The sequence below is a fragment of the Nocardia sp. NPDC058518 genome, assembly GCF_042719655.1.
GTDB lineage: Bacteria > Actinomycetota > Actinomycetes > Mycobacteriales > Mycobacteriaceae > Nocardia.
The window spans coordinates 1-22,212 of the sequence record NZ_JBHXNJ010000027.1; the positions used below are offsets into that span (position 1 = coordinate 1).

At 68.7% G+C, this 22,212-nt stretch carries 14 protein-coding genes; 7 read left to right on the forward strand and 7 right to left on the reverse strand.

Annotated features, from left to right (window positions below; genetic code table 11):
- Positions 1–442: 442 nt before the first annotated feature.
- The 5 genes from ACFWPX_RS32140 to ACFWPX_RS32160 all read right to left on the reverse strand — a co-directional run bounded on the left by ACFWPX_RS32140 (position 443) and on the right by ACFWPX_RS32160 (position 8,798).
- Complete coding sequence (locus tag ACFWPX_RS32140) at positions 443–1,702, reverse strand: S1 family peptidase (protein WP_378922198.1); 1,260 nt, start codon at positions 1,700–1,702, stop codon at positions 443–445.
- 153 nt (positions 1,703–1,855) lie between these two features.
- On the reverse strand, positions 1,856–3,217 hold the full coding sequence (locus tag ACFWPX_RS32145; RefSeq protein ID WP_378931773.1) for a S1 family peptidase: 1,362 nt from the start codon (positions 3,215–3,217) through the stop codon (positions 1,856–1,858).
- Positions 3,218–3,335: 118 nt separating this feature from the next.
- On the reverse strand, positions 3,336–4,436 hold the full coding sequence (locus ACFWPX_RS32150; RefSeq protein ID WP_378931776.1) for a hypothetical protein: 1,101 nt from the start codon (positions 4,434–4,436) through the stop codon (positions 3,336–3,338).
- Between the two features lie 44 nt (positions 4,437–4,480).
- Positions 4,481–6,991 carry a LuxR C-terminal-related transcriptional regulator gene (locus ACFWPX_RS32155; RefSeq protein WP_378931778.1) on the reverse strand — a complete coding sequence of 837 codons (2,511 nt, stop codon included), beginning with the start codon at positions 6,989–6,991 and terminating at the stop codon, positions 4,481–4,483.
- Positions 6,984–8,798: an Hsp70 family protein gene (locus ACFWPX_RS32160; protein ID WP_378931781.1), complete on the reverse strand. Its 1,815-nt coding sequence runs from the start codon at positions 8,796–8,798 to the stop codon at positions 6,984–6,986. Before ACFWPX_RS32160 ends, ACFWPX_RS32155 begins: the two co-directional genes overlap by 8 nt.
- Positions 8,799–9,090: 292 nt before the next feature.
- Here ACFWPX_RS32160 and ACFWPX_RS32165 point away from each other — a divergent pair, with 292 nt between their 5' ends.
- The 6 genes from ACFWPX_RS32165 (at position 9,091) to ACFWPX_RS32190 (ending at position 19,226) form a co-directional block, all read left to right on the forward strand.
- Positions 9,091–11,790 (forward strand): IniB N-terminal domain-containing protein, encoded by a 2,700-nt coding sequence (locus tag ACFWPX_RS32165; RefSeq protein WP_378931783.1) that lies wholly within the window; start codon positions 9,091–9,093, stop codon positions 11,788–11,790.
- A gap of 17 nt (positions 11,791–11,807) precedes the next feature.
- Positions 11,808–13,646: a dynamin family protein gene (locus tag ACFWPX_RS32170; protein ID WP_378931785.1), complete on the forward strand. Its 1,839-nt coding sequence runs from the start codon at positions 11,808–11,810 to the stop codon at positions 13,644–13,646.
- Between the two features lie 89 nt (positions 13,647–13,735).
- Positions 13,736–15,205, forward strand: coding sequence for a dynamin family protein (locus ACFWPX_RS32175; protein WP_378931885.1), 1,470 nt, complete (start codon positions 13,736–13,738; stop codon positions 15,203–15,205).
- 270 nt (positions 15,206–15,475) lie between these two features.
- The gene (locus tag ACFWPX_RS32180) at positions 15,476–17,620 is read left to right on the forward strand and encodes a hypothetical protein (protein ID WP_378931787.1); all 2,145 of its coding nucleotides are present in this window, start codon (positions 15,476–15,478) and stop codon (positions 17,618–17,620) included.
- Between the two features lie 67 nt (positions 17,621–17,687).
- A complete protein-coding gene (locus tag ACFWPX_RS32185) occupies positions 17,688–18,899 on the forward strand; it encodes an LGFP repeat-containing protein (RefSeq protein WP_378922213.1) in 1,212 nt (403 codons plus the stop codon).
- Between the two features lie 39 nt (positions 18,900–18,938).
- Positions 18,939–19,226 (forward strand): hypothetical protein, encoded by a 288-nt coding sequence (locus tag ACFWPX_RS32190; protein ID WP_378922214.1) that lies wholly within the window; start codon positions 18,939–18,941, stop codon positions 19,224–19,226.
- A 176-nt stretch (positions 19,227–19,402) separates the two neighbouring features.
- Here the strand turns inward: ACFWPX_RS32190 and ACFWPX_RS32195 are convergent, their stop codons facing one another.
- The gene (locus ACFWPX_RS32195) at positions 19,403–19,705 is read right to left on the reverse strand and encodes a hypothetical protein (RefSeq protein WP_378922216.1); all 303 of its coding nucleotides are present in this window, start codon (positions 19,703–19,705) and stop codon (positions 19,403–19,405) included.
- 21 nt (positions 19,706–19,726) lie between these two features.
- Positions 19,727–21,415 (reverse strand): MFS transporter, encoded by a 1,689-nt coding sequence (locus ACFWPX_RS32200; protein ID WP_378931789.1) that lies wholly within the window; start codon positions 21,413–21,415, stop codon positions 19,727–19,729.
- Positions 21,416–21,522: 107 nt separating this feature from the next.
- Here ACFWPX_RS32200 and ACFWPX_RS32205 point away from each other — a divergent pair, with 107 nt between their 5' ends.
- Positions 21,523–21,987, forward strand: a complete 465-nt coding sequence (locus ACFWPX_RS32205) for a MarR family winged helix-turn-helix transcriptional regulator (protein WP_378931791.1) — start codon at positions 21,523–21,525, stop codon at positions 21,985–21,987.
- Positions 21,988–22,212: the final 225 nt, after the last annotated feature.

Consider the following 22,212-nt stretch of genomic DNA (forward strand, 5'->3'; position numbering starts at 1 on the left):
CTGCCATTTCGGGGCCGCCGCTCCCTAGGGGTCGCGGGTGGGGGTTGGGAGTGCGGTCATGGCGGAGCTGGGGTGCACGGGGTGGTTGGAAGTGCGGTAGGGCGGAGCTGGGGTGCGCGGGGTGGTTGGAAGTGCGGTAGGGCGGTGGACCTTGTTAGTGGGGTGTGGCTGGTAGTGCGGTAGCACGCCGGGCTCGGGGTGTGCGGCGTGGCAGGGAGGTTGAGCGGGCGGCGCAACCGACTGATCACTCGAGGACATGGGTAACTCCCCAACCACTTCCCAGCCGCTACGTACATAACGTAAGTCCGAGAGCTAACAGTCGAGCTACCGGACGACACGCTGAAGTCTCGGGGAGGCGGACAAGCAGGCGGACAAGCCAAAAGGCCGGTAGCGGGAGTGCTACCGGCCTTTTTGGGGCTGCTCTGTGCCTACATGGTGTTGATCAGTTGGTGCGGACCGACAGACCGGGGTTGTCCGAGAGGACGACGGTCAGGGGCTGGGCGAACAGCTGGGGGGTGTCGCCGGTGATGGCGCCGATGATGTTCGGGATCTCGCAGATGGGGAAGTCGGCGACCGAGGACGCGCTGGAGATGCCGAGGGCGAGGCGGCCGGTGACGATGGCGCCGCCGGAGTCGCCGGGGAGGGCGCAGATGTTGGCCGAGAAGCTCTGGGTGAGCTGACGGTCGCCGACCTGGACGGTCTGGTCGATGCCGTTGATCACGCCGCAGCTGAAGCCGGTGCGGGCACCGGACTTGCAGACGGGGGCGCCGACCACGGGGATGGCCACACCGTCGACGGCGATGGGGGCGTTGCCGGGGACGCGGACCAGGTTGTTCTCGAAGCGGGCGCGCGCGTTGTCGTTGACCCGGATGATCGAGTAGTCCTGCTCGCCGAGCACCGACTTCTGGAAGGTGCCAAGCTGGGCGCCCGCACGGTCGCCGTTGACCTCGTACACGGCGGCGGCGTTGCCGGTGCCCGCGGCCTCGATGTCGGGGTTGCAGTGGCCCGCCGAGATGTTGATGACGTTGCCAGAGCGGTCGGTGCCGTTGAAGCCGAGCGAGCAGCGCAGCGAGCTGCGGCCGATCACGGAGGCGTAGCCGTCGCCGCCTGCCAGCGCGCCGTTGCCGTCACCGGCGACGGGGGTGGCGGACAGTTCGATCCGCTCGCCCGCCACCGGCGGAGCGGTGACGATGACGCGGGACGGGTCGATGAAGCTGGGCAGCGGCAGACCGGCCTGCTGCACGCGGACCGCGATCGAGTTGTTCACGGTGTCGACGACGACGCCACGCACCAGCGCGGAGATCTCCGGCGGTGCGGCGGCGAGCCAGTTCTCGAAGGCGGTCTTCTCGCCGCGCAGGGTGGACTCGCTCTTGGCGACGTTGCGGACCTCGAAACCGGCCGACTGCGCGGCTTCACGGGCCTGGTCGGTGCCGGGGCCCTGCGACAGCGCGACCACGGCGTTGCCCTGGTCACTCAGCCAGGAACCGGCGAAGACCTGCGGGAACTGACGCTGCGCGGTGGTGGAGAACGCGGCGACCTGCTGCGCGACTTCGGCGCGGCGCAGGTACTCGTCGGGCGAGATCTTCAGATCCCGGGTGACCGCCTCGATGAGCTGGGCGGGCAGGTCTACGGGCGCGGGCTGCGCATCGGCAACCGCCATCGTGGGGCCGAACAGCAGAAACGCCGCCGAAGCGGCGATCATGGATTTCCGAGCTCTTCTCGAGCTTCGCGCGGACGGGGTACGACCCATACGTGGCAGGAGCATGATCCGAACTATATGGGCTCGAGCGACTTATGCCTACTCGGACCGGGCAAGAGATTTCGCTCACCCGGTCCGGTCGGTGATTTGTCCCGCTCAGCCCGCGTTGGACTTGGTGCGCACCATGATTCCGCTGCCGACGCCGCCGCCGGAACTCGCCTCGATATCGGCCAGGATGGGCCGGATCGGGATGCCGAGCGAGGCGGTGCCGCCGTAGGGGGCGAGCTGGGTGTTGGCTTCGGTGCAGTTGGGCGCGGCCGAGGCGTTCGAGCCGCTGGTGATGCCGAGAGCGAGCGTGCCGGACACGATGGCGCCGCCGCTGTCGCCGCCCAGGGTGCAGGCGGTACTGGCGAAGCCGCGGATCGTCTTGCTGACGCCGGCCTCGGTGAACAGCTGGGTCTCCACGTGGTCGGCCGAGACGAAACCACAGGTGAAGGTCGAGGACTGGCCGGTCTTGCAGACCGGCGCGCCGGTGACGGGTTCGGCGGTGCCGGTGAGCGTCAGCGTGGTGCCTTCGGCGCCGCGCACCCGAGGCTGGTTCATGCCCGCGTTCACCGCGCGCTCGTTGAGCTTGATCACCGAGTAGTCCAGCGAGGCGGCGCCGCCGAGCACCGAGTGGGTGAACGAGCCGACCTCGGGACTGTTGGGGATATCGCGCACGTTCGGTACGTAGACCGCGGCAGAGCCGCCGCTGTCGACGTTCGGATTGCAGTGGCCCGCGGAGATATTGAGCGCGTTGCCCGCGGCGTCGGTGCTGTTGAAACCGAACGAGCAGACATCGACGCCGCGCAGGTCGGCGTCGTGCAGGCTCTTCTTCGCGGTGATGTAGGTGTCGCCGCCCATCGGCTTGTACTCCACCGGACCGCCGCCGCCGGGCGAGAGCACCACCTTGATGGTGGCGATCAGGGTCGGCAGGTTGAGCATGTGGCCGGTGCCGGTGTTGGCCACGTTGAGCACCAGCTGGCTGTTGAGCGCGTCGATCGCGATCGAGCTGATCGGCGCGGAGATCGCGGGCGGCAGGCTCGCGATCCACTGACTCAGCTGGATCAGCGCGCCTTCCAGACCACCGGCCGAGATCGGCGCGAGGTGGGTCTGGTAGCCGGCGGCGGTGACGAGCTTGCCCGCCTCGGCATCGGTGGTGGCGACGACGGCCTTGCCCTCCGGCGTGAGCCAGGCACCGGCGAAGGTGTCGGGGTTCGTGGCGCGGAAGTCGTTCGCGTAGTCGCGCAGTTGCTGGGCGCGCGCGGCGCGATCGAGGTACTGGGCGGGGGTCATCCCGAGATCACGCGAGAGCGCGGTCACCAGTTCTCCGGGCAACGCATCGGCTGAGAGTTGTAGTGGCGCAGGTGGTTCCGACGACGCGATACCGGATCCGAGCAGGGGTGCGAGTAGAACAGTCGCGGCGAACCCGGCGGAGGCTGCCTTGACCGCGGCGCGACGCGCCACCAACTTGCGCATGAAATCCCTTCGTCGACAACCAGTGACCGAGAACACCGCCGGCGGCGATCATGTCGGTCAGCGCATCACTCTAAGGCACACTCGCCCAGCTGGCGCGGTTACCGTCCGGCTGCTGGATTCAGCGCTGACCCGGGATCGTCAGCGGCGCGGGGAGATAGCCAGGTGGGTAGGTCCCGAAGGGCGACCGAGGGCGGGTGGTGGTGGGGCTCGGCGTGGTCGTCGGCGGGGTGGTCGTCGGTTCCGGGGTGGTCGTCGGTGGCGCCTCGGTGGTGGTGGTCGGTTCCGGCTCGACGGTGGTGGTGACCGGCGGGGGCGTGGTCGATTCGACGACCGGCGCCGGAGGGGGCGGCACGGGTGCCGAGCTGGGGGGCAGCGTATCCGGGCGGGCATCGGAAATCGCCGGTGGCGTGACCGTCTCGGGATCGCGGATCAGCACCGAGACCGCGACACCGCCGAGCAGCAGGCCGATCAGCGCGGCGGCGGCGATCAGGAAGGGGGTTTTGCTCGGGGCGGGTTTCGCGGCGGGCACCACCGCGGGCTCAGCGATCGACGCGGGTGCGATGGGCGCCATCGCCTTCGTCGGCAGGGGTGAGACCGGCAGCGCCGCCGAATAGGCCTGCGCGGTCACCGCGGGCGGTTGCAGCGCGGGCATCACATCGGTGGCGACCGTGGCGTTCTCGGTGACGATCGGGTCGGGCGGTGTCGCGCCCGCCGGGGTCGCCAGCACAGCGACCAGCGCGGCCTGGGCGGCGGCATTGGCGAAGGTCTTGCCCGGATCGGCGCCGTCGGTGGGCTGGGGCAGTTCGTCCTCGCCGAGCAGGGCCACCGACTTCAATCCCAGATAGTCCAGTGCCTCGCGCACGCCGCGCACGACCTCGGGCGACCAGCCCGCGGGGTGGGTCGCGTAGAACTCGGCGGGACCGCTGAGGTGCTCGGTGGTGAGATCGATCAGGCAGAACATGGCCGTCGCGAGGAGGTCTTCGGCGCGGTAGGCCTCGCCGCCGTCGACATCGACACCGGCCGGGTCGCCGATCGCGCGCACGAATCCGGCGATCGAGTGGGCGTGCCCGGTGGGAGCGGGTCCGCCGAGGGCGGCGTCACCGTCGTCGGACATGTGCAGGACCGAAGCACGCTCGATGACCTGAACCGTGCCGTCCTCGGTGACCACCGCGGCGATGCATTCGTCATCGGCGATACGCAGGCCGACCCCAGTGGCCATCGGCGGAACACCCCTCATCTCGGCGTCGACATCGTCCGCGCGAGTCACACCAGCAATTGGCCGTGTCCCATCGCGCGCAGCATTGACAGTAATTCCGATCGTGAGCGCGCGCCTAGTCGACGTCGGATTCGCGCGACGTGATGCTCCACGGTCTTCGCGGAAATGTACAGCCTCGCGCCGATCTCGCGGTAGGTCAGACCGAGCAGGACCAGCTCGGCCACCTCGCGTTCGCGGTCGCTGAGCGTGCCTGCCTCGCTGGTCAGCGGCGTCGGCCCGGCGGGTGCCTGTGGCAGCGGTTGGGTGGTCGGGCGCGGCGGCTCGACCGGGTGGGCTTGCGTGCGCACCGAACGCGCGAGTTTGAGCAAGGCGGTGGCGGTCGTGGAATCGCCCGCCGCGAGGGCGGCCTCGCTGGCCAGGCGGGCGGCGTCCCAGGTGAGTCCGAGTTCGGCCAGTGCCGACACCGCGGCCTGCACATCGGCCGCGACGACCTGCCCGCGCAGCACGAGCACCCAGGTGCGCCCGGCGTCGGCCAGCACGCCCGCCTGCCGGTCGCCCGCTTCCGCCGCCGTCTTCAGCGCGTGGGCGTGCGGCATGAGCGAGCTCGGCGACTCGTCGGCCAGTGCGGCCTGCACCCCGTACCAGTGGAAGGAATTGGACCAGGCAGGTGCGCGGCCCAGCTTGCGAACCAGCGCCCTTGCGGCGTCGACGAGCGGCTCGATCCGGCGCACATCGCGCAGGCGCACGCCTGCCAGCCACAGTTCGCCGATCGGCAACAGGCTCAGCAGGTCGGCTTCCAGCTCGTCGAACAGTGGGCAGGCCGCTTGCCACGCGCGAGCCAGGGCCGCGTGATCACCGCCGCGGCGGGCCAGGCCGACGGTGAGGGCGTGGGCGAGGAGTTGATCGCGTGGCGCGAGGGCGGGGATGTCGATCTCGGCGAGGGTGCTCGCGGCGCGGCGTTCGTCGCCGCCGAGCAGCGCGGTCCAGGCGGTCAGCACCGGCAGCTGTCGGCCACCGCCCATGCCGGCGGCTCGACGCAGCGCGTCACCGGCGCGGCGGGGCTCGCCGCTGCCGAGGCAGAGCAGGGTGGCGATCGAGACTGCCGAGCAGGGCAGATACCGATCGTCGCCGGTGTCGGTGTTGCCCGCTTGGATCAGTGCGGAAATCGCCGCGGCCGTGCCGGTTCCGTGCGGGTCGAGCGATTCGTCGAGCGCGCCCGCGATCAGCCGGGCACCCGCGTCGGCCTCGGTCGGTGGCCAGTGTTGCGCGGATTCGGACATGCGCGCGGCGGCGGCCTGTTCACCGGCCAGGGTGAGGACCATGACCGCGGGCGCCCAGTCGGCGCCGATTCGCTCGGGTCCGAGCCAGTTGTACAGTCCGGCAGCCCGGCTCACCAGTCCCCGGCGGGTGAGCACGCCCGCGCAGATTCGCACCGCGGCGACGAGTTCGGTGCGTGCGATGTTCTCCGCGGTCAGCAGCGGTTCGGCCAGGCGTAGCGCGGTGTCGGTGTCACCCGCGTGCGCGGCGGCCTCGGCCCAGCGCACCGCGATCGACTCGACCGGGGCGCCCGCCGCGGCCGCTGCCGCGTAGCAGCGAGCCGCCTGGTCCGACTTCTCGGCTGTGCGGCAGAGGAACTCGGCGAGCCGGGCGTCGACGACACCCGACTCGGCCAGGATCAGCGCCGTGCGATCGCGCAGCAGGCCGGCGTCGAGGCGCGCGGTGAGCAGCCTGCGCTGCACATCGACATAGCGGCGATCGCCGAGCAGCGTCCGCAGCGGACCGACGGCGGGCGAGAGGAGGAGGTCGGCATCGGTGACCAGCGCGCCCGCCCTGGCACGGTCGATCAGCTCGTGCGCGGTGGCGGTGTCGACCCCGAGCACCTCGGTGAGTTCCGTGGCGTCCAAACCGGTTCCGGTCGCCGCGATGACCAGCGTCTCGAGCAGTTCGGGTTCGACCGCTTCCAGCAGCGACCTGGTCCAGCCGGTGACAGCTTCGTCGACCGCTGACTCGCAGGTCTCGAGCGTGGCCGCGCGGGCACCGACCAGCGCCGCGACGACACCGCCGGGAATTCCCGCAGTGAGCTGATGGATGTGCGACGCGAGCGGCTGTGACACGGCCACGCCGAGTTCCCTGGCGAACGCGGTGATGTGGGCACTACCGAGGGCCCGCAGATCCACCGTACGGCCGTTGCGCGCCACGGCGTCGGCCAGCGCGCGCAACCGGGGATCGTGTGGGCGCGGCTGGGTGGTCAGTACGACGGAGCGCTGTCCGGTTTCGATTGCCGCGCAGAGTGCGCGAAGCTCGGCATCGCTGTAGCGGTGGACATTGTCGGCGACGAGCACCGCCCGGTCGGGAACCCGGTTCTCGACATTGTCGGCGGATTCGACGACCGGAATGCCGCGGCCACGCAGATGCGCGCGAACAGCGTTGAGCAGGAACGATTTTCCGGTTCCGGCCCGGCCGCGGATCAACAGCAGCACTGTCTGCTGGGCGGCGGTGTCGAGATCGCGGAAAACTGTTCGGGCGTGGGGGAAGGTCTCGTGGGCGATCTCAGCCACCGTTTCCTCCGAGGACCCGGCCCGGCAGCTGCGTGCCAGATTCGATGGTCTCGTCGACCGCGCCGCCCACACCGTCGAGCAGACCGCCGGGATCGACCTTGATGGTGGGAACTTGCGGCCGGGTCGGTGCGGGAGCGGGAGCCGGGGCCGGTGCGGGGGCCGGAGCCGGCGCGGGTGCTGGTGCGGGGGCAGGGGCCGGCGCGGGCGCCGGGGCCTGCCCAGCGGGCGGTTCCTGCGCGGCGGGACCTGGCTGACCTGCGGTCGCCGGTGTTCCGTCGGCCGGTGCTCCAACGGCGGGTGTTCCGGCGGCGGGTGCCGAAGTTCCCGCCCCGGGTGTGCTGCCGGGAGCCCCGGCATCGGTCGTGCCGACCGGGATCGCACCCGACGGCACCGCGGCGCCGGTCGTGCTGGGCTTGGCCGGGTCGGTGACCACGGAGTTCGTGGCGTTCGCGGTCCCGGCCGTGCCGCCCGCGCTGGTCGAGGAGGGTGCGCCGGGGACCGATGGGGCGCCGGTGGTCGCGGCGGGTCCGGTGGGTGAGAACTGTGTGGTGCCACCGAGAGCGAGGGTGCCGGTGGCCAGCGCGGCCATGGTCAGGGCCGCCGCCGCGACGATCGCCGAGCGTTTGGCCGTGAACATCTTGGTTCGTACCGGCTCCGACGGAGGCAGCGCGAGTTCCGCGACGGCTGGTGCCACGGCCGCCGGCGCCGGTGCCACCCGCACTACCGGGATGGCCACGGTGGGCACGCTGATCGCGGCGACGTCGAGGGCGATCTCGGCCGCGCCGTGTGCCGCACAGGTCGCCGGGTCGGCGCAGGCGATCACCGGCAGGCCGAATTCGGTGGAGATCAGCTCGGCGACAAGGGGAATCGCGCCACCGCCACCGGTGAGGAGCACCCGGCTGACATCTCCGAGGGTGAGTCCGGCGCGGCGCACCGCGTCCTGGAGCAGGCTCATCGAGTCGAGCAGGATCGGACGCAGCAGATCTTCGAGCTCGCCCCGGGTCAGCCGGACCTGTTCGGTGTGGATGGAAGGGTTGAGCATGCCGACGGGAATCGCCGTCGCGGTAATTCTGGAGAGCTCTTCTTTCGCAATTCTGCAGCGTTCCCGCAGTGCCGACAATTCTTCTTCGACAACGGGATCGAATGGATCGATATCATTTCCATCCAGAACATTTGCCAGCACGTAGCGCATGGTCAGCAGGTCGAATTCCGAACCGGCGATCGCGGTGCTGTGCGCCGGGGTGCCGAGCAATCCGGCCTGCTCGCCGGTGCGCAGGACCGTCACCGTCAAGCCGCTCGCGCCGAGGTCGTAGACGACCAGCGCGCCGTCGTCGAGCGGTCCGTGCTCGATCTCGTATCGGCGCACCGCGGCCAGCGGCTCGGGTACCAGTGTCACCTCGGGCAGGCCCCAGCGCGCGAGCGCGGACCTGGCGGCCTCGACCGTCTGTTCCGGCCACCATGCCGGGCAGCACGCGACGGTGGTCGGCGCGTCGGTGGATTCGGTGGCGGTGCCGGAAAGTTCGTCGATCAGCGCGCGGGTCGCGGCGGCGACCAGATCGGCTGCGTCGTGGGTGGAACCGTCCTCTGCCAGCAGATCTACCGGATCGCCGACTCTGGACAAGTAGTCCTCGACGACCACTGCGCGATGATGTCGCGTCGTGTCGGCGAAGCTCACCGATCCGTCGGTGCCGAGCGACAGCGCGCTGCGGTGTGTGAGAACCGTGGCATCGGCGCCGTCGGCTGTCGTAGCCACGGCGACCGAATTCACCGCTCCGACAGTGATGCCGAGCGCCTGACGCTCTGTCATGTGACAACCCCGTTCGCAGGACTTCCGGTGGACCGGTAACGCTTGTGTGCAGCGAGATCGCCGATGGCGGGCGTCCCACTCGATCTGTCGGTTGCTAGGGAGCAGCTGTTACCTGCGATGGGGCAAGTACGGGGAAATTCCCCTAATCGGCGGTGGGCCCCTAATGGGGCACCCCGGCGTGAACTAGGTATTCGCCCCATTACCTGTAACGACGAACCCACCTAGCGTGAAAGACATTCCAACGACAAACAGATCCGGCACCACCGCCCATGATCTGGAGGAGCTGATCTCGATGACACCTAACGCGATTCTGGAGTTCATCCTCAATCTGCTGCGCGACCCGGAGGCCGCGGCCAATTACTGCGCCAATCCTTGCTATGCGCTCGCTGAGGCAGGCCTGGCGGTTACCCCGGAGGATATCTCCGCGGTCGCCCCGATGGTGGCGGAATCCGCGCTGGTCAGCGGCGGCTCCCAGTTGCAGGCGATCGTGGCGGCAGGCGCCGCGGCGAGCACGAGCGCGGCCCTCGCCTCCACGGCGACAGCTGCCGCCGCCGTCACGGCGGCCGCGGCCGTCGACAGCGACGTCGACCTCGGCCTCGATGTCGGCCTCGGCGCCGTAACCTCGGTTGTCGCCGATGCCGCCGCGCAGGTGGGGGCAGGCCTCGACGTCGCTCTGAACGCCGTCACCGGCGCGAACGTGGATGTGAACGCCGATCTCGGCGCCGACCTGTCCGCCGGTCTGACCGGCGCCCTCGGCGCGGGCCTCGGCCTGACCGGCGCGATCGACAGCGCGGCCAACCTCGGCGCGAACCTCGGCGCAGGTCTCAACGGTGCCTTGAACGGTGCGGTCGGCGTGGGCGGCGATCTTGCTGCCGGCCTCGGCGGTGCCCTGAACGGCGCGGTCGGCGTGGGTGGAAACCTGGCCGCCGGCCTCGGTGGTGCCGTGAACGGCGCGGTCGGTGCAGGTGGGGATCTTGCTGTCGGCCTGGGTGGTGCCCTCAATGGTGCCGTCGGTGCAGGTGGCGATCTTGCTGCCGATCTGGGTGGTGCCCTGAATGGTGCCGTCGGCGCTGGTGGCGATCTCGCTGCCGATCTCGGCGGTGCCCTCAATGGTGCGGTCGGCGTGGGTGGCGATCTCGGTGGTGCCTTGAACGGTGCGGTTGGCCTGGGTGGAGACCTGGCCGCCGGCCTCGGTGGTGCCTTCAATGGTGGGGTCGGCGCGGGTGCCGATCTCGGTGGTGCTTTGGGCGGTGCGGTTGGCGCGGGTGGAGATGTGACCGCCGGCCTCGGTGGCGTACTGAATGGCGCGGCAGGTGCTGGCGCCGGTCTCGGTGCGGGCCTTGACGGTGCGTTGAGTGGCGCGGTCGGCGCTGGTGCGGATATCGGTGCTGGTCTCGGCGGTGCGTTGACCGGCGCGGCGGGTGCGGGCGCAAATCTCGAGACCGGCTTGGACGCTGCCCTCGGTGGCGCGGCGGGTGCGGGCGCTGATCTCGGTGCGGGCCTTGACGGTGCGTTGAGTGGCGCGGTCGGCGCTGGCGGGGGCATCGGTGCTGGTCTCGGCGGTGCGTTGACCGGCGCGGCGGGTGCGGGCGCAAATCTCGAGACCGGCTTGGACGCTGCCCTTGGCGGCGCGGCTGGTGCCGGTGTCGGTCTTGGTGGTGTTCTGTCGGGTGCGGCCGGTGCGGGTGCTGGTCTTGGTGGTGTTCTGTCGGGTGCGGTCGATGCGGGTGCTGGTCTCGGTGGTGCTCTCGACGGTGCGGTCGGCGTGGGTGGCGATGTCGCCGGTGGCTTGGATGGTGCGGTCGGGGCGGGTGGCGATGTCGCTGCTGGGCTCGGCGGTGGTCTCGAGGCCGGGCTCGGCGGTGCGACCAGCGTGGCCGGTGGACTGGGGGCAGGCGTCAACGGTGGTCTCGGGGCGGTGGCGAACGTGGGGGCGCAGGCTGCGGGTGGGCTCGGTGCGGCCGCGACCACTACGGCGATCACCGGCATCGATGGTGTGGTCGGGGCAGGTGGGGACCTCGGCACCGGCCTGGAGACCGGGTTCGGCGGTGCCGCCTCGGCGGGTACCGGGCTGATCGGTGGCTTCACCGGTGGGGCGAGCGGCGAGTCGGGTGCCGGGTTCGGTGTCGACGGACTGGTCACCGGCGGTGGCGCCGCGCAGGTCACGACAGGCTTGGAGTCAGCTGTGTCCACCACGACGGGCATCGGTCTGACCACCGGCCTGCAAGGCGATCTCGAGACCGCCGCCACTTTCGGCACCGACGTCGCGGGCTCGGTCACCTCGGGTGCCCAAGCAGGGTTGACCGGTGCCGTCGAGACCGGTGTCGGTCTGGCCGGTGGCGCGCAGACAGGGTTGACCGGTGCCGTCGAATCCGGTGTCGGTCTGGCCGGTGGCGCGCAGGCAGGTCTGGGCGGGCTCGCCGAGACCGGTGCCGGCCTGGCCGGATCGGCGGCCGGTGGTGCACAGGTGGGTCTGAACGGTGCTGCGGATGTCGGCGCCGGACTCGCGGGTTCCGCTGTCGGCGGTGCGCAGACAGGGTTGACCGGCGCCGTGACGACCGGCGCCGACCTGACCGGTGGTGTCGACCTGACCGGTGGTGCCCAGGCCGGAACAGGCCTCGAAACCGGCCTCGAGACCGGACTCGGCGCAGGACTGTCGGGCGCGGCTGCGGGCGGTACCCAGGTGGCGGGCGGCCTCGCCTCCGCCTTCGACGGTTCCGCGCAGGGCAGCACCGCCGCGACCGGCAACCTCACCGGCCAGACCACCGCGACTTCGACCACTCAGGTCGACGCGTCCGGCACGGTCGGCGCGACCACCCAGGGCGCGGTCACGACCGCGGCCGACACCTGGTCCGCGGTCGACGTATCCAGCGCGTTCGGTTCCGGCCTGCACGGTTCCGGCCTCGGTGGTGCCGAGGCGTCGCTCTTCGGTGAATCGAGTACCGTCACCGAGACCGGTGCCGACGTGCACACCGACGGACTGTTCCACTGAGCGAAACGGGCGCTGCGATGGCGATTCTCGCACCGAACGCGGTGCCGCTGACGACGGTGTTGTCCGACACCGTCGCGGCGGCCCACGCCGCGGGCCGCGATGACCTGGTCGGACGCCTGGAGAAGGTGGCCGAGCGGGTGCGCGACCCGCGGCACCGGATCGTCGTCACCGGGCAGCTCGGTCAGGGCAAGAGCCGGTTCGTGAACGCGCTGCTCGGACTGGACGTGTGCCGGGTCGGCGACGACGCGACCACCGTGCTCCCCCTACAGCTGTCCTACGGCGAACAGCAGCGGGCGTACCTGGTGCTCACCGCGCCGGGCACCGACGAATCGCGGGTGGAGATCCCGTTCGACGCGATCGGCGACATCGATACCCGCAGCCCGCTGGCGCAGGGCAGACACCTCGTCCGGATCGAGGCCGAACTCCCCAGCCAGCTGCTGGCCGACGGCATCGTCCTGATCGATACCCCCGGCGTCGGCGGACACGGAAGTGCGTGCACCGCAGGTGTTCTCAGCCTCGCCGCAGCCGCCGACGCGGTGCTCGTACTCTCCGACGCCTCCACCGAGCTCACCGAACCAGAGCTCACCTTCGTCCGGCAGATCCGCGAAATGTGTCCCGCGGTCGCGGTCCTGCTCACCAAGACCGACCTGTATCCGCACTGGCGCCAGGTACTCGAGGCCGACCGCGCCCATCTGCTGCGCGCGGAAACCGATGTCACCCTGATCCCGGTGTCGGCGCTGCTGCGCGCGCACGCCCTGCGACTGCAGGACGCGGAGCTGGGCAAGGAGTCCGGGTTCGGCGTGCTGTTCGGTTTCCTGCGCGATCGGGTCGTCGCCCGCGATCAGGCGGCCACACAGCAGGCCGTGGCTCGCGAATTGCATTCGGCGGCAGAGCATCTGGCGCTGGTGCTGGGCAGCGAGCTGGTGGCGCTGCGCGATCCGGCAAGCGGCACGGCCGCGGTCAACGAGCTGCAGTCGGCCCGCGCCGCCGCCGAGGACCTGCAACGACGGACCGCGAGCTGGCAGCAGACCCTCACCGATGGCATCACCGACCTGGTCGGCGACGTCGACCACGACCTGCGCGATCGCCTGCGCGGCATCGCCCGCACCGGCCAGGAGTGGATCGACGAGAACGACCCCGGCCGGCATTGGGGCGCGATCACCGAATGGCTCACCGGCACCGTCGACACCGCGCTCGGCGACAACCTGCTGCTCACCCACCACAGAGCGGAACTGCTCGCCGAACGGATCGCGGGCCACTTCCACGAGGTCGGCGCGGTCGATCTGCCGGAGGTGCACGCCGGGATGGACGATGAGAACGGCCTGGTCAGCTCGGGTTCGCTGGCCGATCTCGAGCCGGATATCGGCTTCACGAGCAAGGTGCTGGTCGGTATGCGCGGCTCCTACGGCGGCGTGCTCATGATCGGTCTGGCCACGACTTTCGCCGGTCTGGCCATGCTGAACCCGATCTCCCTCGGCGCGGGTCTGATCGTCGGGGGCAAGGCCTATCGCGACGACAAGTCGGCCCGGCTGGCGCGCCGCCGCATCGAGGCCAACGGCGAGGTGCGCCGGTTCCTCGACGACATCGCGTTCCAGGCGGCCAAGGACACCAAGGACCGCCTGCACCGCATCCACCGTGCGTTGCGCGACCATTTCGCCGGAGTGGCCGAGCGCAGCCTGCGCTCGATCGACGCTTCGCTGCGCGCGGCACAGGACGCGGCGGCGATGGCGGCCACGCACCGCGCCGAGCGCACCGTCGTGCTGGAACGTCAGCTGCACGCGGTCGCCGAGCTGCGCCGTTACGCGGAATCGATGCAGATCGACTCGAGACGGGCCGACGGTACGGTATCTGGGTGACCCACCGTTTCGACACCGCCGCGCCCGGCGACCGGACCACACCACCGATCCTGGCCGAAGCGCACGAGCTGATCGGCGCGGCGGCGCGGATGTTCGGCCGCGACGAGTACGCGCGCACGCTGCTCGCCGAATGCGAATACCGCCTGCGTGAGCCGTTGCGCGTCGCGCTGGCCGGTTCGATCAAGGCGGGCAAGTCGACGTTGCTGAACGCGCTGGTCGGTCAGGCGGTCGCCCCGACCGACGCCACCGAGTGCACCCGCGTCGTCACCTGGTACCGCGACGGCGCCACCCCCACGGTCACCGCCCACGCGGCCGACGGCTCGCGCGCGAATGTGATCGTGCGACGCGGTAGCGGCGCGCACGGACTCACCTTCGACCTGAACGGTCTGCGCTGGGATGCGCGCGGCCCGCGCGAGGTGGACCATCTCGAGGTCGGCTGGCCGTCGGAGGCGTTGTCGCAGACCACGATCATCGACACCCCCGGCACGTCGTCGCTGTCGCGTGAGGTGTCGCTGCGCACCGCGCGACTGCTCACTCCCGCTGCTGCCGAGGATGATTCGCGTGCCGATGCCTCGGCGATCTCGGTGTCGGGTGCCGACGCCGTCGTCTATCTGCTGCGCCGTCTCGATGCCGCCGACGTGCGCTTTCTCGAGCAGATCGGCGCGGGCGCCGGTGGTGCGGGGCCGCTCGGCGTGATCGGGGTGGTCTCGCGCGCCGACGAGATCGGTTCGGGCCGCATCGACGCGCTGCATTCGGCCCGCGATGTCGCCGCCCGGTTCGCCGGTGAGCTGGAACGAACCGGCCTGTGCCAGGCGGTGATTCCGGTGGCGGGCTTGCTCGCGTTCGCCGCATCGACGCTGCGGCAGCCGGAGTTCGCGGCGTTCGAGGCCCTTGCCACGGTGCCCGCGGAGGACCTCGGGATCGCGTTGCTCTCGGCGGACCGATTCGCCCGCGCCGATATTCCGCTGCCGGTCGCCCCGGAACTGCGTGCGCAGCTGGCGGATCGCTTCGGCCTGTTCGGTATTCGCATGGCCACCATGCTGATTCGGCTCGGTGTCCGCGATTCCTCCTCGCTGGCAGCGGAATTGGCGGCCCGCAGTGGCATCGAGGAATTGCGTTCGGTCCTGGAGGTCCAATTCGGCCAGCGCGCCGAGGAGTTGAAGGCGCATTCGGCGCTGAGCACCCTGGACCGGATCCTGGCTGCCTACCCCGGCACCGAAGCCGATCGCCTGCGTCCCCGCGTGCGGGCCCGGCTCGCCGACGTACACGGTTTCACCGAACTCCGGCTGCTCGGCCGCTTGCGCACCGACGAATTACCCCTGCCCCCAACGGTATTGGCCGACCTGCACCGCATTCTCGGTGGTGCGGGCGTGGCCGCGCATCTACGCCTGGGCCTGCCCGCCGAGGCCGCCCCCGACTCCGTGCGTGCCACAGCCTTCGCCGCTGTCCGTACTTGGCGAACGCGAGCCGCCCACCCACTCGCCGATCAAGCCACCGCCACGGCCTGTCGCGCCGCCGCCCGCAGTGCGGAAGGAATTCTGGCCGAATTCCGCGGTTAATAGCGAATATCAATTCTATGTGAGTTGTGGAATTGTTATTCGATACGCCGAATTTGTGTGTATTCTGCCGCAGATGTTCCCACCGGGACCGACACGCATATTTGCCAAGAAGTTATCAAAAGGAATTCTATACGTGTCGGTGACCCGCCTTACATTCCGTTTGGCATGGTGGGAGGCTGGAATGCGATGCATCGTTCACCGGAATCGTCAGGTAGCACCCTTCTTGACCGTCGTTGAGATATCTCGCGACGAATTCACCTCGGAGGCGTCATGGCTAATTTCGATAATCGACCGCAGCAGCCGAAGAATCAGCCGCTGAACGTGACGGATAACGTCGTAGACCACCCTTACACCGTGCAGCGGCTGGTCGAGCAGCCAGTGGAGACCGTGGTGGACCGGCCGGTCACGATGGAGCGACTGATCGAACGTCTGGTTGTCGATACCGTCGACAACGTGGTCGACCGGCCTGTGACAGTCAACCGCCTGGTGGAGCACCCCGTCGTCTCGGTGCACGACGACGTCGTCGACAAACCCGTCACCGTCAATCGGCTGGTCGAACATCCGGTCGTCTCGGTGCACGACGAGGTCGTCGACAAGCCGGTGACCATCAACCGCCTGGTAGAGCGGCCGGCCGTGCAAATCGTCGACGAGGTCGTCGACATGCCGGTACGGGTGCCACGCCGCATCGAACGGCCGGTGGTCAACGTCGTCGACGACGTCGTCGACACGCCCATCGATGTGCACCGTCTCGTCGAGCACCCGATCGTCAACATCGTCGACAAGGTCACCGACAAGCCGGTCGACGTGCGGCGCAATGTCGAGCACCCCGTGGTCAACATCGTCGACCAGATCACCGACAAGCCCGTCGACGTGCAGCGACTGGTGGAGAAGCTGGTCGTCAGCGTCGTCGACAAGGTGCAGACCCGGCCCACCGAGGTGCAGCGCCTGGTCGAGAATCTGATCATCGATATTCGCGACAACGTGGTCGACAAGCCGGTCAAGGTCCCACGTCTGGTCGAGAAGCCGGTGGTCTCGGTCGTCGACAAGGTCGTCGAGGTACCGGTCCAGCGGATCGTCGAACGGGTCGTAGAGAAGCCCGTGGACAAGATCATCGAGACGATCGTCGAGAAGCCGGTGGAGAAGATCGTCGAGAAGATCATCGAGGTTCCGGTCGAGAAGATCGTCTACAAGACCGTGGAGAAGCCGGTCGAGCGGATCGTCGAGGTGGTCGTCGAGAAGCCGGTGGTCAAGATCGTCGAGGTGCCGCGCGAAGTGATCGTGGAGCGCATCGTTGAGAAGCCGGTCGAGAAGATCGTCGATCGTGTCGTGGAGAAGGTTGTCGAGAAGCCGAACGTGATCGAGAAGGTGGTGGAGAAGCCGGTCGATCGCGTGGTCGAGAAGGTGGTCGAGAAGCCGAACGTGATCGAGAAGGTCGTGGAGAAGCCGGTCGATCGCGTGGTCGAGAAGGTGGTCGAGAAGCCGAACGTCGTCGAGAAGGTCGTGGAGAAGCCGGTCGACCGCATCGTGCAGAAGGTGGTCGAGAAGGTCAACCTGATCGAGAACATCATCGAGAAGCTGGTCGATCGGCCGGTTTCCCGGATCGTCGAGAAGCCCAACATCATCGAGAAGGTCGTCGAGAAGCCGGTCGACCGCCCGGTCGCCAAGACGGTGGAGAAGCCCAACATCGTGGAGAAGGTGGTCGAGAAGGTCGTCGACCGCATCGTCGAGACCGTCGTCGAGAAGCCGCATGTTGTCGAGAACATCGTCGAGCGGCCGGTCGACAAGGTGGTCAACCGGGTGGTCGAGAAGCCCAACATCATCGAGAAGGTGGTCGACAAGCCGGTGGATCGGGTGGTCGAGAAGATCGTCGAGCAGCCGAAGATCACCGAGAAGGTGATCGACAAGCCGGTGGAGAAGGTGTTCGAGAAGACCGTGCAGACCCCGATTCTGATCGAGAAGGTGGTCCACAAGGACGTCGAGATCGTGCAGGAGCGGGTGGTCGAGCATCCCATCGAGACGATCGTCGAACGGATCGTGGAACGGCCGGTCTACAAGGAGGTCGAGCGGGTCGTCGAGAAGCCGGTGGAGAAGATCGTCGAGGTCGTCGTCGAGAAGCCGGTGATCGTGCACAAGTACGTGGAGCGTCCGGTCGAGCGGGTGGTCGAGCACCGCGGTGACACCACGTCCACCTTCGTCCACGAGACGGAGGCGCAGGACAAGGACGTGCACGCGATCTATGTCGGTGACGGCCATCGGGCACCGCGCACGGAATGGGTGGAACGGTCGACCGGTGAGCACCCTGCCGACAACATCGCGGGCAATGGGCCGAAGCCCGGAGCGCACCGTGCCGATCCCGGCCAGTCGAGGAAGGACGTCCCGCCGAGCGACAAGAAAGACCGCCGTCATCGCCGTTGAGCGTGCGGATGGCATTCGAGATGCGTTTCACCGCTGCGGCGGCAACTCTGGAAGAGGAGTTATGAAAATGAGTATTCTCGCGCACTATCGCCAACGGGCCGAAAACCATCGACGCAGCCGTATTCTCGCGATCGGTGGCATGACGGTGCTCGCGTTCGGGCTGCTCGGCCCCGCGCCGAGCGTTCTGGCCCAGCCGAGCCAGGATGCGGTCAGTGCTATCGACGACCGATACGAGTCCTTCGGCGGCTCCGGTTCGCTCCTCGGTCAGCCGCTCGAAGCCGCGACCGAGCTGAGCGGCGGCGCTGAACGCGCCTATACCGGTGGATACATCTATTACTCGCCCGATACCGGCGCCAGAGTGATGTACGGCGCGATCGGTGACAAATACCGCGCACTGGGCGGTCCGGAGGGTTCGCTCGGGTACCCCACCAATGACGAATCCGCTACCAGTGACGGCGCAGGTCGTTTCAATGATTTCGCCGCACCCGGTGGGGCCGCGATCTATTGGAACGAGGGAGCGCAAGCCTGGGTGGTCAAGGGCCCGGTGCTGGGAGCTTGGCGCGCCAGCGGCGATGTCGCCGGTCCGTTCGGCTACCCCACCGCCGACATGGTGAGCGTCGAGGGAGTCGATACCGGACAGTTCGCCGGTCCGGAGGGTACCGAGATCAACTGGTCGGAAGCAGGCGGATTGGCCACCGTGCCTGCCGCGCTCGCGGCAACCCTGCCCGGATTCCGGGCCGGGGCACCCAATGTGGAAGGAAACGTACCCGTGCCGACGCCCGCGCCCGCGGCTGCCCCCGTAGTCGCCGACGACCCCGGAATCAATAAATGGTGGGCCCTGCCGATCGGATTGGCGATCGCCGCTCTCGCGGGTGGCCTCATGGCGATGATCGGTCGCCGTCGTCCGACGGCCGACATTACCTCGCCTGCCCACGCGCGCGGATTCACGGCGGCTCCGGCCACCCCCGCCCCGCCCCGGTTCGACCGTCCGGTCACCCCGAAGCCTGCTCCTCCCGTCCCGCCGAAGGTGGCCGCGCCCCGCGTCACCGAGTCGACGGAACGGTTGCGGCCCAACACAATCGGCAAGGTGGACACCGGGCAGAAGCGCAGCCCGATCGGTGACGAGGTCCGGCGAGCACCGCTGGATCGTGCCGCGGCACCGGCGATGGGCCACATCGACGACCTGCACAGCGGCGAGATCCCGGTTACCTACGAGAACAACGCGGTCGGCGCCAATCAGCGCAGCGCCGACGACAAGAGTGATCCGCACCGTCGTTAGGTCCCAACGCTTCACCCGTTCCCACGCGAGGAGAGCACCATGGAATGGCTACTAGGCCTACTCGGCGGAGTCGTCGGAGGCAATCTGGCAGGCTTCGGTAAACCCGGCCTCAATGTCGCCACCAACAGCGCCGCGGGCGCGGTCGGCGGGGGCGTCACGGGCGGAATCATCCAGGCGGCCACCAGTAGTGGACTCGACTTCGGCCAGATACTCGGTCAGGTCGCGGGCGGCGGCGCCGTCGGAGCCGTCCTGACGACGGTCATCGGCTTGACCATGAAGGGCCGCAACACTGCCCACCCCACCAGGACTGCCCACCCCACCAGGTGAATCGGTCGCTATCGGCGGGGGGGGGGGCAGCGCGCCGCCGCCCCGCGCCCCGCGCACCCACACCCCCCCCCACACCCCCCAGGCAGACCGCGCGGAGCGCGGAGTCCGCCCCCCCCCCCGGCTGAATCGGTGCGGTTGGGGGGGGCCCCCCCCGGCCCCCCCCCGCCGATCCGCGCTCACCCACCCAGCAACGGCACGACCTCATCGGCGAGATACTGCTCGATCCCGCGCCCGGCCCGCGCCGCCTGGACAACGGTGGTGCCGGCCGCCTCGGCCGCAGCCGTCAACACCTTCCGTGGGTCGGCTTCGACCCCGCCCCCGATCACCAGCAGGCGAACCCGCTCCCGCCCGAGGATCTCGAGTGCCTGCTCATCAGAGGTCGACCCGAGGACGCGAAATCCGAGCCCACCCACATAGCTGAGTGCGGCATCGACAACTTCACGACCACGTCCGACGGCAAGCAAATCAACTGTGTACATGCGCTTTCCACCTTTGCTGTTTCATACCGTGACGATTTGCGGCTCATCATCGAGCACTCGCTCTTCCAGCTTGGCCTCCTTCGGGAGTGCGAAGAATCCGAGGCATACCAACAGCAGCATCCCAGCACCGTAGAACAGCGTGTACCGGAACGTCTCAGCGAAGTTCACCGCGTTCGCCTCAGCGCCTGCCTCGGTGAGTGCGCGCGAAACTGCTGAGTCGCCAACAAGATTCGACTGACAGCTGGCGGGCATCACAGTCGGATCATCCTCCGCCGACCGATCACGCACGCACGCCGCGAACCCGGCGGCGATCTGATCCTGGACCTGCACCGGCACTCCCTCGAGTGCCAGCTCCGCCCGGATCTCCGGCGTCACGGCTGCCACGCCGAGATCCGAATCCCGGTCCAGCGCGGTAAAGAACAGCACACCGACCAACGCGACGCCCAGCGCGGTTCCCAGCTGCTGCCCCGTGTTCAACAGCCCGGAAGCCGACCCTGCCTCCCGAACCGGCACCTGCCCGAGCAGCAGATCGAGCGTCGGCGCCACCACCATCCCGAACCCGGCACCGGTGAGCACCAGCGGCAATGCCATCTGCCACGACGTGAACTCGCTCCCGTATCGCACCCCCATCACGCCGTACAGCGCGAACCCCGCCGCATTCACCAGCGCCCCGATCATCAACACCCGGCGTCCGTACCGGGCAGCCAGTACTCCGACCGAAAGCCCCGCTCCCACACCGGCACCCACCGCGAACAGCGCCGAGGTGAGCCCGGCCCGCAACGGCGACCACCCGAGTCCGCCCTGCATGAACAACGTCCACACCAGGAAGAACCCACCCATGGCGATCCAGAACAACAACCAAGCTCCCAGTCCGATCGCGAACGGTCGTGATCGGAACAGCCCGAGGTCGACCAACGGCGACCGCCCCGCTCGAGCCAGCGCACGCTCATAGAGCAGGAACCCGGCGAATACCGCGAGAGCTACCCCCATCATCACGAAAGTCCAAGCGGGCCAGTCGAGTCGACGCCCCTCGGTCAACGGGTAGACCAGCAGCAGCACAGCGGAAACCGCCAGCACCATCCCGACCGGATCCAGCCGAGGCGGCGTAGCCGACTTCGAATCGCTCATCGCGAACCATGCCGCGATGAACCCCGCGATGCCGACCGGGATGTTCACCAAGAAGATCGGCCGCCAGGCCAACCCGAACAGATCGGCCTGCACGAGCACGCCACCGAGCGCGAGCCCGACGGCTGAGGCCGAGCCGCCGACACCGCTGTAGACGGCGATTGCCTTGGCCCGCTCCTCTTTCGGAAATGTCGTCTGAATGATGGCCAGAATCTGCGGCACCATCAATGCCCCCATCGCGCCCTGCGCGAAACGGGACCCGATCAGCACGGTCGGATCAGTGGCCAGCCCGCACGCCGCCGAGGCGATCGTGAAACCGGCCATGCCGGTGAGGAATACGCGTTTGCGACCGTAGATGTCGCCGAGTCGCCCACCGGTGATCAACACCGCGGCGAAGGCGAGGACGTATGCGGCGATGATCCATTCGAGCTGTGAGTACTCGGCCCGCAGGTCGTTCCGAATGCTCGGAACCGCCACGTTGACGATGGTCACGTCGAGTAGATCCATGAAGCCGGCGGCCAGGACCACCGCGAAGGCGATCCAGCGCCGGGGATCGGCGTCGGGGGGAGTGGGAGAGGTAGTCACGATGGTCTCTCTTCGAGTAGGGGAGTCCTCTCAAACTATGCACCTCGAGTGATTATCAATCAAGAGTGCAATCACGAACAGTGCGTTAATCGGCGTATCGTAGGGGTGTGACCGACCCGACGCAGCTGTCGACCCATGCCGGATTCCTCCTCGGCCAACTGGGCTTCCATACCGCCTACCGCTTCGGTGATCTGCTGGCGCCGCTCGGTATCAAGCCCCGTCACTTCGGCATGCTGAAGCTCCTGAGGGCCCATGACGGCCGCACACAGCAGGAGCTCGGCGAGGCTCTGGAGATCCACCGCAACGTCATGGTCGGCCTGGTGGACGACCTGGAAAAACGCAACCTCGTCGAACGCCGCCGCCACCCCAGCGATCGCCGAGCGCATGCCCTCCACCTCCTCCCTGCCGCCCACGCCCTCCTTGCCGAAGCCGAGCAGCGGGTAGCCGAGCTGGACGCCGAAGTCCTGTCCCCCCTGTCTCCCGAGGACCGCACCCTTTTCCTCGATCTCCTGCGCCGAACCGCCGAAGGCAACGGCCTTCGTCCCGGCATCCACCCCGGCCTCACTCGATAGCTCCCTCTCCGGACCGTCACGATCCAGCATCAGGGGCTGCAGTTGAGCGCACTCGTGGCAAGAATGGCCGGGGGTCGGGAAGTTTTTTCGGGTGGCGGGAATGAATCGCCGCAGCTACTGGTTGTGCTGATCAACAACATGAGCGGACCTGACTCAACTTCGGGTTGACTCACGGTGGATCTCGAAGGCAGGATTGAGCCCACTACGCTCAGTCTGTCAAAGCTC

Excerpts from the sequence above, each read along its gene's own strand:
- ACFWPX_RS32195 (WP_378922216.1), bottom strand. The coding sequence starts at position 19,705 with ATGTACACAGTTGATTTGCTTGCCGTCGGACGTGGTCGTGAAGTTGTC.
- ACFWPX_RS32165 (WP_378931783.1), top strand. The coding sequence starts at position 9,091 with ATGACACCTAACGCGATTCTGGAGTTCATCCTCAATCTGCTGCGCGAC.
- ACFWPX_RS32180 (WP_378931787.1), top strand. The coding sequence starts at position 15,476 with ATGGCTAATTTCGATAATCGACCGCAGCAGCCGAAGAATCAGCCGCTG.
- ACFWPX_RS32160 (WP_378931781.1), bottom strand. The coding sequence starts at position 8,798 with ATGACAGAGCGTCAGGCGCTCGGCATCACTGTCGGAGCGGTGAATTCG.
- ACFWPX_RS32145 (WP_378931773.1), bottom strand. The coding sequence starts at position 3,217 with ATGCGCAAGTTGGTGGCGCGTCGCGCCGCGGTCAAGGCAGCCTCCGCC.
- ACFWPX_RS32170 (WP_378931785.1), top strand. The coding sequence starts at position 11,808 with ATGGCGATTCTCGCACCGAACGCGGTGCCGCTGACGACGGTGTTGTCC.
- ACFWPX_RS32140 (WP_378922198.1), bottom strand. The coding sequence starts at position 1,702 with ATGATCGCCGCTTCGGCGGCGTTTCTGCTGTTCGGCCCCACGATGGCG.
- ACFWPX_RS32190 (WP_378922214.1), top strand. The coding sequence starts at position 18,939 with ATGGAATGGCTACTAGGCCTACTCGGCGGAGTCGTCGGAGGCAATCTG.
- ACFWPX_RS32175 (WP_378931885.1), top strand. The coding sequence starts at position 13,736 with ATGTTCGGCCGCGACGAGTACGCGCGCACGCTGCTCGCCGAATGCGAA.
- ACFWPX_RS32150 (WP_378931776.1), bottom strand. The coding sequence starts at position 4,436 with ATGGCCACTGGGGTCGGCCTGCGTATCGCCGATGACGAATGCATCGCC.
- ACFWPX_RS32185 (WP_378922213.1), top strand. The coding sequence starts at position 17,688 with ATGAGTATTCTCGCGCACTATCGCCAACGGGCCGAAAACCATCGACGC.